This window comes from Rhizobium sp. LjRoot98, assembly GCF_964252935.1.
Taxonomy (GTDB): Bacteria; Pseudomonadota; Alphaproteobacteria; order Rhizobiales; family Rhizobiaceae; genus Pararhizobium.
In genome coordinates this window covers 73942-89350 of the sequence record NZ_CAXUPW020000012.1, presented here as the reverse complement: position 1 = coordinate 89350, position 15409 = coordinate 73942, and the positions used below count along the sequence as shown (strand labels likewise).

18 protein-coding genes and 2 pseudogenes are annotated in these 15409 nt (G+C 58.7%); 11 read left to right on the top strand and 9 right to left on the bottom strand.

Translation table 11 applies throughout. The features are described from left to right. Positions 1–120: 120 nt before the first annotated feature. Positions 121–1212: a PAS domain S-box protein gene (locus tag ACSQ3J_RS26630; RefSeq protein WP_060504392.1), complete on the bottom strand. Its 1092-nt coding sequence runs from the start codon at positions 1210–1212 to the stop codon at positions 121–123. Positions 1213–1222: 10 nt separating this feature from the next. On the opposite strand from ACSQ3J_RS26630, the gene ACSQ3J_RS26625 reads away from it, so the two are divergent. The 6 genes from ACSQ3J_RS26625 (at position 1223) to ACSQ3J_RS26600 (ending at position 5987) form a co-directional block, all read left to right on the top strand. Further along, positions 1223–2839 carry an ATPase domain-containing protein gene (locus tag ACSQ3J_RS26625; protein WP_436040679.1) on the top strand — a complete coding sequence of 539 codons (1617 nt, stop codon included), beginning with the start codon at positions 1223–1225 and terminating at the stop codon, positions 2837–2839. A gap of 21 nt (positions 2840–2860) precedes the next feature. Beyond that, complete coding sequence (locus ACSQ3J_RS26620; protein WP_060504390.1) at positions 2861–3217, top strand: response regulator; 357 nt, start codon at positions 2861–2863, stop codon at positions 3215–3217. A 134-nt stretch (positions 3218–3351) separates the two neighbouring features. Further along, the gene (locus ACSQ3J_RS26615) at positions 3352–3615 is read left to right on the top strand and encodes a hypothetical protein (protein WP_060504389.1); all 264 of its coding nucleotides are present in this window, start codon (positions 3352–3354) and stop codon (positions 3613–3615) included. A gap of 46 nt (positions 3616–3661) precedes the next feature. Continuing rightward, positions 3662–3808: a PQ-loop domain-containing transporter gene (locus tag ACSQ3J_RS26610; RefSeq protein WP_436040701.1), complete on the top strand. Its 147-nt coding sequence runs from the start codon at positions 3662–3664 to the stop codon at positions 3806–3808. A gap of 500 nt (positions 3809–4308) precedes the next feature. Next, a complete protein-coding gene (locus tag ACSQ3J_RS26605; RefSeq protein WP_060504387.1) occupies positions 4309–4509 on the top strand; it encodes a cold-shock protein in 201 nt (66 codons plus the stop codon). A 1157-nt stretch (positions 4510–5666) separates the two neighbouring features. After that, positions 5667–5987 (top strand): low affinity iron permease family protein, encoded by a 321-nt coding sequence (locus ACSQ3J_RS26600; RefSeq protein ID WP_436040678.1) that lies wholly within the window; start codon positions 5667–5669, stop codon positions 5985–5987. Positions 5988–6126: 139 nt separating this feature from the next. Here ACSQ3J_RS26600 and ACSQ3J_RS26595 read toward each other — a convergent pair whose 3' ends face one another. The 5 genes and pseudogenes from ACSQ3J_RS26595 to ACSQ3J_RS26575 all read right to left on the bottom strand — a co-directional run bounded on the left by ACSQ3J_RS26595 (position 6127) and on the right by ACSQ3J_RS26575 (position 10036). After that, on the bottom strand, positions 6127–6765 hold the full coding sequence (locus tag ACSQ3J_RS26595; RefSeq protein ID WP_436040700.1) for an MFS transporter: 639 nt from the start codon (positions 6763–6765) through the stop codon (positions 6127–6129). 97 nt (positions 6766–6862) lie between these two features. Beyond that, positions 6863–7291 (bottom strand): annotated as a pseudogene (locus ACSQ3J_RS26590) (MFS transporter); the annotation flags it as partial. 71 nt (positions 7292–7362) lie between these two features. Next, positions 7363–7875, bottom strand: a pseudogene (locus tag ACSQ3J_RS26585) (MOSC domain-containing protein); the annotation flags it as partial. Between the two features lie 207 nt (positions 7876–8082). After that, positions 8083–9087, bottom strand: coding sequence for a sensor histidine kinase (locus ACSQ3J_RS26580; protein ID WP_060504384.1), 1005 nt, complete (start codon positions 9085–9087; stop codon positions 8083–8085). Between the two features lie 259 nt (positions 9088–9346). Beyond that, a complete protein-coding gene (locus ACSQ3J_RS26575; RefSeq protein ID WP_436040677.1) occupies positions 9347–10036 on the bottom strand; it encodes a TetR/AcrR family transcriptional regulator in 690 nt (229 codons plus the stop codon). Between the two features lie 94 nt (positions 10037–10130). On the opposite strand from ACSQ3J_RS26575, the gene ACSQ3J_RS26570 reads away from it, so the two are divergent. From ACSQ3J_RS26570 to ACSQ3J_RS26555, 4 genes are all read left to right on the top strand, one after another. Further along, positions 10131–11498, top strand: a complete 1368-nt coding sequence (locus ACSQ3J_RS26570; RefSeq protein ID WP_436040676.1) for a cytochrome P450 — start codon at positions 10131–10133, stop codon at positions 11496–11498. A 223-nt stretch (positions 11499–11721) separates the two neighbouring features. After that, on the top strand, positions 11722–11967 hold the full coding sequence (locus ACSQ3J_RS26565; protein ID WP_060505668.1) for a hypothetical protein: 246 nt from the start codon (positions 11722–11724) through the stop codon (positions 11965–11967). 12 nt (positions 11968–11979) lie between these two features. Then, complete coding sequence (locus ACSQ3J_RS26560) at positions 11980–12222, top strand: hypothetical protein (RefSeq protein ID WP_060505669.1); 243 nt, start codon at positions 11980–11982, stop codon at positions 12220–12222. A gap of 2 nt (positions 12223–12224) precedes the next feature. Then, positions 12225–12488, top strand: a complete 264-nt coding sequence (locus tag ACSQ3J_RS26555) for a hypothetical protein (RefSeq protein WP_436040675.1) — start codon at positions 12225–12227, stop codon at positions 12486–12488. A gap of 5 nt (positions 12489–12493) precedes the next feature. On the opposite strand, the gene ACSQ3J_RS26550 is transcribed toward ACSQ3J_RS26555, so the two are convergent. Further along, entirely contained in the window at positions 12494–13399 is a 906-nt protein-coding gene (locus ACSQ3J_RS26550) for an alpha/beta fold hydrolase (RefSeq protein ID WP_436040674.1), read from the bottom strand. Between the two features lie 37 nt (positions 13400–13436). Continuing rightward, positions 13437–14330, bottom strand: a complete 894-nt coding sequence (locus ACSQ3J_RS26545; protein WP_060505670.1) for an SDR family oxidoreductase — start codon at positions 14328–14330, stop codon at positions 13437–13439. Between the two features lie 146 nt (positions 14331–14476). On the opposite strand from ACSQ3J_RS26545, the gene ACSQ3J_RS26540 reads away from it, so the two are divergent. Next, positions 14477–14794 (top strand): hypothetical protein, encoded by a 318-nt coding sequence (locus tag ACSQ3J_RS26540; RefSeq protein ID WP_060505673.1) that lies wholly within the window; start codon positions 14477–14479, stop codon positions 14792–14794. Positions 14795–14829: 35 nt separating this feature from the next. Here the strand turns inward: ACSQ3J_RS26540 and ACSQ3J_RS26535 are convergent, their stop codons facing one another. Continuing rightward, entirely contained in the window at positions 14830–15405 is a 576-nt protein-coding gene (locus ACSQ3J_RS26535) for an alpha-ketoglutarate-dependent dioxygenase AlkB (protein WP_060505671.1), read from the bottom strand. Between the last annotated feature and the right edge of the window lie 4 nt (positions 15406–15409).

The following is a 15409-nucleotide window of genomic DNA, read 5'->3' as shown; positions in this document are numbered from 1 at the left end:
TGCCCAGCGTCACGTCGCGCGGCGTATACGTTATTTTCTCGGTCGCGACAGCGCAGAATACCGCCGAGCGTTTCAGCAGAACGAGCAACTGACCTCGCCGTTCCCCGTATGGATTTGACCTTATGATGGAAGGGCGAAGGCGTCGCGCGGAATCGTCAGCCTAAGCAGAAGCCCGTGGGACTGCCACTCCCTTGACACCTGCGCATTTAAGCTCCGAACCACCATCTGCTCCAGCGTCGTCCCGAACCCCGGGTTCTTCGTCTCGGCGGTGCCCGCTGCGTTGCCGTTCGATTCCAGCCAGGCAATGTCGACAAGGTCGGACCTCGAGCTCAAGGTGACATCGAGCCGCCCTTCCGGCGCAGAAAGAGAACCGTACTTTACGGCGTTGGTGGCATATTCATGAAACAGCAGTGCAAGGCTCGTCACCCTGTCGGCGCTGATCTGGACATCCTCGCCATGCAGCCGCCATCGGCCAGCATCCTTGTTTTCGAAGGGAGAGAGCAGGTTGGATAGGAGCGTAAAGAGCGTGGTCGGCTGCTCCGCGAACGCTTCGTCGCCGGTGAAGCTCGGCAAGGTCATCTCGTGAGCCCGCGACAGAGCAAAGAGGCGGTCCTTCATATCCGTTGCGAGCTCAGCTGGTGTCCGCGCCGTCCGCGCCGCCAACGTGATAATGCTCCCGGTAACTGCGAAAAGGTTCTTTACACGGTGGTGCATCTCGCGCAGCAGCAGATCTTGATGGTCTGCCGCACGCTTGCGATCGGAGATGTCGCGAGCGATCTTCGATGCGCCGATGATCTTACCGTCACTGTTGCGGATCGGCGAGATCGTCAGGGAGAGATCGATCAGGCTTCCGTCCTTACGACGGCGGATCGTTTCAAAGTGGTCCACCCGCTCGCCTGCGTTAATCCGAGCCAGGATCGCCGGTTCTTCGTCCAGACGGTCCTCCGGGATCAGCATTGTGATCGGCCGGCCCACGGCTTCGTCCGCCGTATAACCAAAAACCCGCTCGGCGCTCTTGTTCCAGGTTGTGATGATCCCGTAGAGCGACTTGCTGATGATGGCGTCCTCTGAGGATTCAACGATTGCCGCGAGGAAAGCAGCTGCATCATGCCCTGGCTGCGCGGCGCGGACACCCGCCTCAAGCTCATGAAGACGGTCTTCGGCCTTGTTGCGGTTGCCGTCCCCATCACCGTCAACGATTCTGTCTGCCATTGGCGTTCACGTGTCCCAGGATGTAAATCGAAAAGAACTTGAACGAGAGGGGTGTCGCGCCCTTCGCGCGGACAATAGCGCCTTCGCGCTGAAAATAAAGCATTTTGTATCAACGCGCTGTTGCAATATCGTCCACTGGACCTACGGTGCGACCACCCTCCTCTTCTGGATGACCAATTCCATGCACGAACTTCTACGACTATCCACTGGTATCCCCCGCCTGGACATCATCCTGGGCGGCGGCCTCGTCGAAGGGGCGTCCTACATCGTGCAGGGTCAACCCGGCGCGGGCAAGACGATCTTTTCCAATCAGGTGGCGTCTGCCAACGTCTCCAAGGGCGGCAAGGTTCTCTATGTGACCCTACTCGCCGAAACCCATGACAGGCTGTTTCAGTCGCTTGGCACCCTGGAATTCTTCGACCGGTCACAGCTCGGCACGAACATCACCTACGTCAGCGTGTTTCAGACGCTGCGCGACGAGGGGCTGCCTGCCGTTGTCAGCCTCATTCGGCAGGAGATTGCTCGCCAGGGTGCAACTCTGCTGGTGTTCGACGGCCTGCTCAACGCCAGTGACCGAGCGGATACCAATCTCGATGTGAAGACCTTCGTCGCCGAGGTCCAGAGCCAGGCCGCATTCGTCGGCTGCACCGTCCTGTTTCTGACCAGCACCCGCATCGCCGAGGACAGCCCGGAGCACACCATGGTCGATGGTGTCATCGAGCTCCATAACGAGTTGGTCGGCGTCCGTACCGTCCGCCGACTGCAGGTCAAGAAGTCGAGGGGAAGCGCGGGGCTCGGTGGCTATCACCAGTTCGAGATCACCTCAGCCGGGCTGATCGCCTACCCTCGGCTGGAAGCTATGCTCTCGACCACGACATCCGAGGATGATCCCGGATCAGTAGTGATTAGTTCGGGCACTGCCGGATTCGACGCGATGCTCGGCGGGGGCTTGCCGGAAAGCTCCGTGACGTTGGTCTTCGGCCCCTCGGGATGTGGCAAGACGGCATTGGGGCTGAACTTCCTGAGTCAGGCGAGCGTCGAGGAGCCGGCGCTGCATTTCGGGTTCTATGAGACCCCTGCCCGCCTGCTAAAAAAGGCGCGAGCGCTGGGGGTTGACCTAGATGGACCTCTCGCGTCGGGAGCGTTGGAGGTGATCTGGAACCCGATGACGGAAAACCTGCTGGACAAGCTCGGTCACCGGCTTCTCGATGCGATCCGGTCCCGGGGTGTCAAACGTCTTTTGATCGACGGGCTTGGTGGCTTCGAACGGGCTGCAGTGTATCCGCCTCGCCTCGTAGAATTTTTTGCCGCTCTTACGAACGAAATTCGGGCTCAGGGCGTTACCACACTCGCAACCTGGGAATTGCGGGACCTCTTCGGTCCGACGGTAACGGGCTCAGAAATTTCCAGCCTACTGGATAATCTGGTGATGCTGCGCCAAGTAGAGATCGGCTCCCGCTTCAAGCGTACGATCTCGGTGTTGAAGGTCAGGGACAGGGAGTACGAGCCAGTGATCCACGAAGTTGGCTTTGGAAATAAAGGTCTGCTCATATCCGCCCCCCTGGAGGCGGTCACTGGAGCAACAACAGGTGTGGCCAGCCCCGTCGGTGCGGAACCACAAACCTGAAGAAAGCATGAGCCGAACCAGATGCCGCTAATCGTAATTGCCGAGGATGAGTTTCTGATTGCTGACGTTCTGGCGATGATGCTGGAGGATGCCGGCTACGAAGTGGCTGCGGCAGCGCATGGCAAGGCAGCACTCGCTTTGGTTCGGGAAAAGCGCCCCTCACTCGTCATCACCGACTTTATGATGCCGCTGATGACCGGTCTCGAGCTTGCGCAAGCGATGCGCGCTGACGGCGAACTGTCTAATATCCCCATTATCCTCGTAAGCGGCGCTCAAGGAAGCATTGGCCGCGCTCATCCAGACGCCTTTGATGCTGTTCTCGATAAACCCTACAACGAGGAAAAGCTTATTGAGACCGTGTCCCGCCTTTTATCCTAAACACCGAAACGCGACGCAGGCTGTTGGATTTGGCGGCCGGCTAACGCGATAACGCCCGGCCATTAGCCGGAACCACTGCGTGGAACCAATACCTCGGCGGGGGGTTTGATTGTTACCGCTTAAGGAACAATCGAATGACCAGCACTGCAGTGATGATGTCCCCGCACGAACTGCCTGCCGTTCTCGAGGATACCTCTCTTCCGCTCCCCACTCCCCAGATCTCGGCTGTTCATGAGTGGACCGCGATTGTCCAGACCGGTTGGCAGCTTGCCCTTATGCCCATGATGGCGTGGTCTTCGCTTTATGCCGCGTCATGGCAGTTTTGGGAGCGTTCGCCGCGTGCCAAGCTGTCACGGGCAGCCGTTCCCGGTGCCAGTGCACCGACGAGTGTGTCTTAGACAATCTCGATCACTTCGAACAACGGCTCACAGCATCTCCCCGTAAATTTGGTTCGGAAACAGATCTACGGATAGTGCTCTGATCGTTGGCTATCTCGCCTCCATATGCTCGGTCAGCAGCTTTGTGCCGCAAGCCTGGAAAATTGTCCGCACCGGGAACACGAAGCGATTTCCGCGCGGATATATGTCTTGACCGTTACGGGCTTTGCGCTCTGGACAGTCTTCGGCGTTCTGCGGGTGGAGTGGCCGATCATCATCACGAACGCAATCTGCTTTTGCCTGTCCGCCATCATCCTGTCAAAAAAACAAGGGGCGAAGCGTAATGCGCAATAAGGAACGACGATCGGACCGCCCTCCCCTGCCCTTGCACAGTTTGCTGTCGACGACGATGATGAACTGGTGATGCACCCCTTCTCAGACCTTCAACATGGCCAATGACTGGCCGATGTTCATACTGCAGGCGATCGTTCTGATCGCCTTTGTCGGTGTGTTTTTCATCCGAGGCCCCGGCGATGCAGACTAAGCGAGACCGGCGTGGTTGGATTATGGTTCTCAGCGCGTTCCTGTTCCTATCCAATAAGCTTTGACGCAATCTTCCGCCAACACAATACTCGGATCAGTGGTTGCGGATCCAATAGACATTTTTTAAGTTGATTTCGCGGCACGTATGCCCATTGAACTCGAGAGGAATGCATGGCGACTGGGACAGTAAAGTTTTTCAACACCGACAAGGGTTTTGGTTTTATCACGCCGGAGAACGGCGGGCAGGATGTGTTCGTTCATATCTCGGCTGTTCAGGGCGGTGCCCTGCGCGACGGCGTGAAGGTCAGCTACGATCTGGGACAGGACCGCAAGACCGGGAAATCCAAGGCAGAAAACGTCCAGGCGCTTTGATCGCCCACAGTGCCACGCCGATAGGCTCGATCAAGCTCGCTGTCCTATCATGGCCCAAGGCGCCAACTGTTACAGTTGCCTCTGTATGGCAGCCGATAAATGCAAAACCCGCGGCGGCATTGCTCCGCGGGTTTTCATTTCCATGGGAAATAAGCCCTCTTTATTGTTCGTCGAGTTCCCAAATATGGGAGATTTCCTTGGCACGCTGTGCGCGGTCCTCGGCTGTCGTTAACGGCACCACTGCAATCTCAGGCACATCGTGTCGGATGGCCTCCAGGATCGTTTGCATTTCGGTGTCGTGGATCTCTCGATTGCTATCGCTCCCCGTGTTGACATCCAATTCGCATAACGGCGCTGCACTTCAGGCATCGTAATTTCGCCAGCAATCCAAGCCTCGATCCAGGCCAGGAACCGGGGATCCCGCTCGACCGGAAAGCCCGCTGCCTCCTTGGTCGCTACCGATCGCTCCCATCGGGCACGACGCTCGTCTGAAGTCCAGACTGTCATTCCTCTGCCTCGCCCTGCTCCCGCGTCTCTCGAAGCGCGCAATCTTTCGCTCTTCGACCGCACGGCGTGCTTCTCGCTCTCGATCGCCTCAAGCGCTGCCGCTTTCGAGGTTTCAAATACACCCTTTGCTGATGCGCCTCTCGTGCGCCGTTGATTTTCTTCCGCCATGACATTCCTCATAGATCGCTCATTTGAAACTAATCTCGGATCAGTTCAAAAGACCAACGAAATTCACTTCACATAAAATTTTCTCACCGATATAGCCAATGCAGCCAACGTTACACAGCCAGGGCCTCTCCTTTGATCCGAAAAAGCATGCTCTTTCAAATTCTTAACTTGGTTGTTCGCGATCAACTCACCCAACTTTGAGCCCCGGAGCCCCATTTGCCCTTAGTGCTGCCTCGAAGAAGCCGAAGACGGCCGAGAGCCAGACCGATGCCGCCGCCGGCGCGCTGCGTGGGTGGGACGAATTCGACGTCGACGGGCTGCTGCGATAGCCGTGGTCCTGAACGGATTTCAGTGACAGAAGTCTTCGAAGGTTCGTCGATGAGACCGCGCCACGATATTTGAATGCGACTCCGTGGGTTTTCCAAAGCCGGAACACAAGCCCGTTCTGGGGGTTCCATCTCCACGAAGATCGGAGATCCGTCATGCGATTTCGCTCATTATTGACAGATCTGGGTACCTGGACGTCGAGCCCGTACGCATTCGCAATCGTCGCGATCTACGTTGTTTCCTGGCTGATCTTCAGCCCTGAGACGCTGGAATGGCACGGGATCGCAACGCTCATCACCTGGATCATGACATTGTTTATCCAGCGTGCCGAACATCGGGACACGCAAGCGATCCACGCCAAGCTTGACGAACTTCTCCACGTCCACGGTGACGCCCGAAACGAAATCACTCAGCTAGACGAAAAAGAACCCGAGCAGATCGAGGCGTTTCGCGATCAGCACACAAGGTCCGACTAGCTGCGGCCGTATCCTCGTCCATGACGCCCTCACGCAGCTTTCGATAACCGCAGTTTTCTTAGGTCGCTGGACAACGCCGGATCGGCTGAAGTGTCGCTCCGGATGGGGCTGTGGCACGCCATCGGGCAAATCGTCGCTATCAACGTAGGCGCCGCCATTCGCGGAGCATGTAGAACAGAGCAAAGACGGCCAGCGCAGCTCCGATCGTAACGGGACCGGCAGCAAGGGAATGCCCGCTCATCACGGCACCGACCACTGTCGAACCCGAACCGCTTCCCGCCGCATAGGCAAGCGAGTAAGCGGCACTTCCAGAGACCAGAGCGTCGCCGGAGTAGCGTTCTCCGAGAAGCGTGAGGGCACAGGTATAAAGCGCGAAACTGGCTGCCCCGAGCATCGCGAAGACGATGAGAAAGGCAGGGCCGCCCTCGATAAAGGGGATCAGGAAAAAGGAGACGCTGGCAAGCAAGGCCGCCCCTATCCCGATCGCCGGTCGGTTGACATGATCGAGCAGCCAGCCCACCACTGGCTGGGAAATAGCAGTCGGAAGCGCAACCATAGTCACGGCGGTCGCGGCAAAGGCCTGGGAGAAGCCGACATGCACCAGGTAAGCCGGCATGGCCGATATCGCCGCGATGTCCGCAAAACCATACATGAAGACCATCGTGACCAGGAGAGGCGCTCCTTTGATGAACCTGATCAACCCCTTCGAGCGCGATGGCTGAGGCAGGGTTGTGGCGCGTCGGGTCAGCAGAGCCGAGAAGAAGGCGATCGCCGCCACATAGATGGCCGTCACGGCAAAGCTCAAGCCTGACCCCGTGCCGAAGCGGGATGGCGAGCGGACCAATGGAGAAACCGGCGCATAGGCCGGCGCCGTAGAGGCCGGAGACACGACCGCGGACAGCCTCCGAAGAGGCGGTGTTCAACCACGCTTCGCTGACGATGAAGACGGAACTGGCGCACAGCCCGAGAAGGAAGCGCAGGCCACACCAGACCCAGAAACCATCGAATGCGCTCATCGTCAGCAATGACAGCGCACAACCGAATAGACCAATGATGATCAGGATGTCACCGCGCATAAGACGCATCAGCTGATCGATCGTCAACGTGGCGAACGCAAAGCCGGCCTCATAGAAGGACGCGTTTAGCCCGATATGAGCATCCGTCTCTCCGCGCTGTTGCAGGACCAGGGTTATCAGCGGATAAGTCAGGCCCTGAGCAACGGCAAAGGCAGTCACACCGAGAACCACAGCGGTTATCGCCGCTCGGTCTGTCTGGATTCTGACAGTGCTGGCGTTTCCGATCATCTTTTGAGCCTCGTGCAATGCGTAAATCGGCCGATGCGGGGGAGTGGCTTGCCCCAATGGCCTTTGCGTCCTCACACCACTTTGAGCGGACGCCAGGGTGTGGGAGGTAACTCAGCGTCAACGGGATCGCCCGCTCGCACCTCGCCTCCCGTCACGACGATGGCCATCACGCCGGTCTTGCGCATAAGCCCGCCGTCGTCGTCCTTGCCGAGAACAGCTTTCATAAGGCCTTTTTGGAACCGATCGATCTGGATGCATGGGTTTCGAAGACCCGTCACTTCAAGCCGCACGCTTTCCCCAATCCTCAGATGGGTCCCGGCAGGGAGTTCGAGAAGCGCGATGCCCTGCGTGGTGATGTTTTCACCGAGGTCGCCCGCGGAAACCTCGAACCCTTGCTGGTGCAGTTCGGTAAACAGTTCCGAGTGGATCAAATGGACCTGCCGAAGGTTTGGCTGCGTCGGGTCTCTTGCAACGCGCGAGCGATGTTTGACTGTCACCCCAGAATGGGCATCACCATCGACACCGAGGCCGTCAACGATCTCGATGACGTTAACGACGGGTTTGGAGAAATCATGTGCGCGCGATCGCTATACGGAAACAACCTTTGACATAAGGCAATCTAGGATGCGAGCCGGAGAAAGGGCAAGCGAAACAAAATCAGACGACACCTGTGTTTTCCGCGAAGGTCTGAGTTGCGCCTGGAGAGCGTGCAAAAGCAACGACTACTCGGTCTGAATGCGGGGCCTAGCCACGTGTCACGGCGCCCTCTTTTCCTTCGAGGCGACACGCCATCAGCGAGACAAGCTGTCCGCGTGAAGAAAGAGCCTCACGATCAAGCCGTTTTTCGACCATTCGTGATCGACCCTGCCACGCAACTGTGCCGTCACCGTCCGATGAAGTAGCTTGCTGCCATAACCGGTCGAAGACGGTTGTGGAGCAACCTCTGGCCCGCCTTGCTCTGTCCAGACGATCTCAACCTCACCGTCGGTGAGTGTCCCAGAGACGTCGAGTGTTCCAGCCGCCACAGAGAGCGCACCATACTTCAGCGAGTTGGTGGCAAGCTCGTGGATAACGAGGGCAAGGCTGGTCGCCGCTGTCTCGCCGATGCCCATGCGCGGGACCGCGACACGAATGCGTCCGGCAAAAGCGCCATTGTCGTCGTAAGGCGCCAAAAGGACAGAGAAGAGATCGCCGAGCAGTGCTGCCCGCCCTTGCGCGTCAGGAAGCGGGCGAACGAGATCATGGGCTCGACCAAGCGACGTCAGTCTCTGCGTCAGTTGCAGCGCCATCTCCTCTTTCGTTTCAGTCGACCGCGCGGTGATCGCCGTCAAGGCGCTCGCCAATGCCAAAAGATTTTTGACGCGGTGGCTCATTTCTCCGGCAAGCAGTTCGTTCCCTTCTTCAGCCTGCTTGCGCCCCGTGACGTCGAGGAAGATGCCGCTCATCGTGCGTCCGACGATGCCTGCATCGTTGCCCTTGCCGCGAGCAGAGATCCACCGGATATCCGACACGCCGGTCATAATGCGGAAATCGATCTCGTAGGGACCGACGATCGCCCGGGTCGCGACGAAGGCTGCTCTTACCCGATCCCTGTCGGCCGGATGGATTTTTTCGGACAGATGCTCGAAGGCGAGTGGCCCATTGGGCTCAACATCCCAAAGTTCGTAGCCCTTCTTGTCCATGGTGAACGTGTCGTCGTCGACATTCCAGGTCCAGAGCGCAACCCCTGCCGCCTCGAGGGCGCTCCGTAACTGTTTCTCGTTCCAGGCGGGAAGTGTATCGACAACGCTACTCACTGAACTTAAAGCCCCCCAATCTGAACCCACCAGGACCGATAACTTGGTGTTCGAATCCCGTTCCAGTCAAGGGGAGTCAAAGGGGAAGAGGAGGGATTTCGCGGTTGAAACCAGGTGGCTGAGATTTGAGCCCGACTTCCAAAGTGAGGGCCGGCGACAGCAGCGACCCTCCCGGTCATAACGCAAATAAAATGGCGCTTACCGCAAAGCATGTTTATCTAGGCGTTCTCCGGCAAGGCATCGCTTCAAGACTGACGCCTCAAATCGCAGGTTTTTGCGCGACGATGGGATGACCAAACGTGGCGTTCAACTCGATCTGTGCTGCATCCGACAGGTAAGGCCTGAATAGGCTTGCAACCTGCCTTAGTCCCCAGTCGAGATGTTCCTCTCCTAGCTTCTCGACACCTTCCTGCAGGCTGAGATACACAGCCCAGTAGGTCGATACGATCCAGACATTGGCAAGCAACTGAGGAGCGTCTTCGTCGGGAACATCGATAAGTTGTGCATCCGTCATTTGACGGAGTGCTCCTTCGACGACGATCCGCATCCCACTGCTGAGGGCGCGGGTCGGCTCGCGCAAAGATGGGGCGATGGCAATGACGCCAGGCAGATCCCGGAAAATGTAACGATGGTTCCAGACGATCGAGAACCAGCGCCGCATAAAACCCGAGAAGGTGCCTGGGTCAGTTTCCGTATTCGAAGCCGCCTTGGTCATAAAGGAAGCTGCGTCCGCTTCCAGTCTTTCGAACAGCGCCTGGAGAAGCGCTTCCTTGGTTTTGAAGTGATAATAAAGATTGCCTTCGTTGATCCCGACCGCACGAGCAATTTCGGCAGTCGTAACCCGATCCGGTGCTCTGTCATTGAAGAGCGCCAGGGTGGCATCCAGGATCCTATCCCGGGTGCTAGCCCCTTCGGCCTTGGGCGTACGCTCGGTCGCTGCTCTTTTCATCTCATCCCTTGCATCGCTAAGGTACGCACCTTAACTCTTTAAGGTAAGCACCTTACTCATAGATTACGCCGAGTTGGCGGGCAAGGATGTAGCGATGGATACCAAAGCTCTGAATGACGGCATGCCGAAGACCACGTTTCCGCTGACGCCGCAGTCGACGCTCGGTGCTCTACTGGCGATCGTACGTAATCCGCTCGACGCGCTTCCGCCGTCGATCTTCACGGAACCGGTAGTGTTTTCGAAGACTGCCGGAGAACTGAAGGTCTACCTGGCCGACCCGGTGTTGATCCATGAGGCGTTGGTGAAAAATGCTGACACGCTGGGGAAGGGCGATCAGGTTAGGCGGGCGCTCGGACCGGCGCTCGGTCAAGGCTTGTTGACCGCCGATGGCTCCCACTGGAAATGGCAACGGCAGTCCGTCGCCGGTGCGTTCCGGCACGACAAACTCCTCGAACTGCAACCGACGATGATTGCAGTGGCTCAGCGCACGCGCGACAGGTGGATTGGCATGGGCAATAGAACGATCGACGTCGGCCACGAGATGATGCGGACCACGTTCGACATTATCGTCGAGACGATGATGTCCGGTGGCCATGGCATTGATGTCGAACGGGTCGAGAAAGGCATTTCCGACTTCCTCAAGCCGACTGGCTGGACGTTCGCGCTTGGACTTTTGCGCGCACCCGAATGGATACCGTACCCCGGTCGCGGCAAGGCCGAGGCAGCCGTCGAGTTTCTGCGGTCCAGCCTGCTGAGCGTGATCGAGACGAGGCGCAAACACCCGGATGACCGCCACGATCTTGTGAACATGCTTTTGTCGGCCGCAGATCCGGAAACCGGACGAACAATGAGCGACGCGGAGATCGTCGACAACCTCATGACCTTCATCACAGCTGGTCACGAAACAACCGCGCTCGGGCTCACCTGGACATATGATCTCCTAGCTCGGCATCCGGAGATCGAGGCTAAGGTTCTCGCCGAGATTGACGCGGTGACAGAGAGTCAGCCGGTTAGCGCGGAGCACGTGTCGAAATTGGTCTATACGCGACAGGCCTTCTCGGAAGCCATGCGCCTTTATCCCCCTGCACCGATCATCACGCGGACCGCTTTGCGGGATTTCCAGCTGGGCGATTATCTTATTCCGACCGGAACGGTGTTGATCGTGCCGATCTACGCAGTTCATCATCACACCTCACTGTGGGCGGATCCCGAAGTGTTTGATCCCGATCGTTTTAGCCCGGAGTCGGCCAAGGCGCGGCATCGATATACCTACATGCCGTTTGGTGCCGGGCCGCGGGTCTGCATCGGTAACGCCTTCGCGGTTATGGAAGCCGTCGCTATCCTGGCTGTGCTGCTTCAGAAGGTCCGGCTTGCGGCTACTGAGCCTCATCCCGCCAAACCCATCATGAAGGTGACCCTGCGGCCGGACCGGGCGCAACGCATGAATCTGACGCTGCGCTAACAGGTAGGGAGGTCGCGGCATCAACCGGACGTCGCAGGGATGACGTATGCAATCATCTTTCCGGTTGCGGCCAACGATCGGCAGTCGCGTCCCAGCCATCGACGGAATTGTTATCGGCTGCCTCTATCTGCCCTACACCAGCGCCCATACCCAATCTGGATTAACTCGTTGACGACTAGGCCGTTATCGCCAGACCCATCGAGGACAGAGGAGCCGACAGACGATGGCAGAGGGACAAGATTTTGATGCCGCGGAATTCGCAGACCAACTTTCCGCGATGACCGACGAAGAACTGTTTGCGCTGATGCAGAAGCTCGAGGACGAAAGCGAAGATATCCCCTCCGAAGACCGCGACAGCAGCGAGGTCTTTGTCAGGATAGCCATGGTTGAAACCGCAATCGAAGAGCGATTTCCTGGACAGCTATTGGCGCCATACAAGGACTGGCAGCAGCGGCGGATAGAGATCTGAGGAGCGGAGATCGTGACAGAAGGACCCGACACTACCGAACGACTGTTTCAGCATCTGGATGATCTTGTCGCCGAGATCATCGACCGGTTTGCGACTGAGGGCCATGGAACCGTCACGGTGATCGAAACGCTTCAAGACGTCATTGCAAAACGTCGCCTGTCTTACGACCGTGACCCCGATCCGGCAGAAGACGTTGAGGAGCCATCGAACAGTTGGCCCGCCGCGGCGACGTCGTCGACAGAGCTGAAGGAGTAATTATGCTGCCCTCCCTCGAGCACTCCGGCCCAGCCGAGACGGCAAAGAACCTCACCCGGAGCCAACGGGACGCGCTACGTGCGATCGCGTTTTTCCGACGCCAGCGCAAGGCGGGCAAAGGATGGCTGGTTGGCGACAAGCGGTTGTCCGAAAAGCTGGTCGAGCGCCTGGAAATGATGGAGCTGGTGGAAGAGAGCTTCATCGGCGGGCAGCCGACACTTCAGTTGACCGTCGTCGGGCGCGCTATCGAGGCGAAACTGCAGTAATCGTGTCATCGGCCCCGGAGCTGTTGGTCCGGGCGCAAGTCTCGGACTGCGTCTGCAAATATCGTGGGTGCTTCCTGCGGGACGTTGTGGCCAATGCCGGCAAGGATCTGACGGTCATACGTTCCCTTGAAGTGGATAGCATCTTTATCCTCGGTCGATGGAGGATCGACACCATCGTCGGCGCCGAGGAGGACGATGGTGGGGATTGTAATGTCAGGCTGCTCTGCCAGCCGGGCTTCGACCTCGGCATAGGCCGGATCGCCGGGCACGACGCCGTAACGATGGCGGTAGGAATGAATGACGACATCCAGGAAGTCTGGATTGTCGAACGCCGCAGCACTTCGTTCGAACGTTTCATCGTTGAACGACCAGGACGGCGACCATGTCTGCCAGAGAAACCTGCTGATCTGGTCCCGCTGCTGCTCAAGACCCTTCCGACCCCGCTCGGTGTGGAAATAATACTGATACCAGTCCCGCGCTTCCTGGTCCGGAGCACCGGGGTTGGCGGCGCCGGCGATATCCTGGATGTTGTAACCGGTTCCCGCACTCACCAGGCCGATCACCCTTTCAGGCCACAAGGCGGCGACAATACAGGCGGCCCTGCCACCCCAGTCGTAACCGCCGAGGATCGCTTTTTCGATTCCGAGAGCGTTCATCAATGACAGGAGATCCGCGCCCAATGCCGCCTGCTCACCAGAGCGCGGCGTCGCCGGCGACAGGAAGCGGGTGGCGCCGTAGCCGCGAAGGAAGGGTACGATGCAGCGGTGCCCCGAGGCGGCAAGACGACTTGCCACCCCGTCATAGGCATTTGCATCATAGGGGAACCCATGAAGTAGGATCGTTGGCACACCGTCTGCCGGGCCGAGCTCGAAATATGCAATATCGAGCACACCAGCGTGCACGTGCTTCAAATTCACTTCCTGAATCATAGTCGTCCTTCAGGCGTTATCACGCGACGCCTTTGCCGCCGGTCACGCCATAGACCTCGCCGTTGATGAAGCTGGCTTCCTGCGAGGCGAGGAGCACGAAGACAGGAGCAAGTTCGACCGGCTGGCCGGGTCGACCGAAATCGCTGTCCTTGCCGAAGTTCGTGACCTTCTCGTCGGGCTGACCCCCGCTTGGCTGAAGCACCGTCCAGACCGGGCCGGGTGCAACGACGTTGGCGCGGATGCCGCGCTCGATCAATTGCTTGGCGAGTGCCTTGGTATAGGCAACGATGCCCGCCTTCGTCGTCGCGTAGTCGAGCAGGATCGGCGATGGCTGATAAGCCTGGATCGACGCGGTCGTAATTACTGCAGATCCGGCCGGCATGTGCGGCACGGCAGCCTGGGCGATCCAATGCAGCGCATAAAGGTTGGTCTTCATGGTCTTGTCGAAATCGTCCGTCGACAGCTCCTCGATGTTTTCGCGGTACTGCTGGCGTCCGGCATTGATCACGAGGATGTCGAGGCCGCCAAGACCGGTAACGGCCTTTTCAACCAGCTCGCGGCACCATGCCTCTTCCTTGATATCGCCCGGCAGCGCGACCGCCTTTCGGCCCTCCGCCTCGATCAACCGGATCACCTCCTCGGCGTCCGCTTTCTCATCCGGGAGATAGCCGATGGCCACGTCGGCACCCTCGCGGGCAAACGCGATCGCGGCAGCGCGACCGATCCCGGAATCGCCGCCAGTCACCAAGGCTTTGCGGCCAGTGAGCCTGCCGGACCCGCGATAGCTTTCCTCACCATGGTCGGGGGCGGGATCCATCTTGCGGGCAAGCCCAGGTGCAGCTTGCGGCTGGTCGGGAAACGGCGGCGCGGGATAGAGGTTGCGTGGGTCGTTCAAAGAGGCTTTGTCGGTCATCGTCACACCCGGTTCTGTTTGTCGCTGATTGCATCTTCAATTCGCGAACGCGGCCTGGAGATGTTTGTTCCGGATCGCGGCGAGACATCGGGGAACCAACTGCGGAAGGGTTCGTTCGTTTGATCATCAATGCAGGAGGAAGCATCATGCCCCAAGGTGACAAGTCGAAATACACGGACAAGCAGGAACGCAAGGCAGATCATATCGCCGAAAGCTATGAGGAGCGCGGGGTTTCGGAAAAAGAGGCCGAACGTCGCGCGTGGGCGACCGTCAACAAGGACGACGGCGGCGGCAAAAAGACCGGCGGATCCGGACATGGAAAGCATACCAGTCATCCCGCAGCCCACAAAGGCGGCGAGAAGGGCGGGAAGGCCGCTGCGTCTCGATCTGCTGCCGATCGCTCGGCGTCGGCGAAGAAGGCTGCAGCAACGCGAAAACGCAACGCCGAGCACGCCCATCATTAGCCCGCCGACAGCGCGGCCAACCTGGCACCTGTCGGTCAGACGATTTCCCGGAAGGTGATCGAATAGCGAAGCTGATCGACAGGCGGGATGGAATGCTCCCATTCGCTGCGCGCAGGTCCCGAAAGCACGTAGGCTGAGCCTGGTTCGGCAATAACCGAGGCGCGTTCCCATCGGTCGCCGAAACGGCGCCGAAGCCTGAACGTGGCGGCCGACAACAGAGAAACCCCGATGATCCGGCCGAAGACGTTTTTGTCTTGGTGCCAGCCGATCGGCGCGCCGGGAGCATACTCGGTCACCAGAGCCTGCTGCAGCTGGTCCGGCGCGATACCGGCAAAGGCTGCGGCAATCGATCGTACAGGCAAAAGAAACGGCGGGATGTCTTCGGTCCGCCTCACCTGCTGGGTGTCAAAGTCGAATTTCCAGCCATACGAGATCACCCTCCTCTTGCCTTCGAAGCCATGGAAGTCGAAGGGTTTCAGCGGCAGTTGCGGTAGTTCTCGCAGGAGGACCGACTGAACGTCTTTGGGAACGACATCGGGTTGGTAGCGGAAACCTGACGGCAGTGCCGGTTCCGCTTCCCCAAACAGATCTGCTTGCGCTGGGAAAGCCATGGGC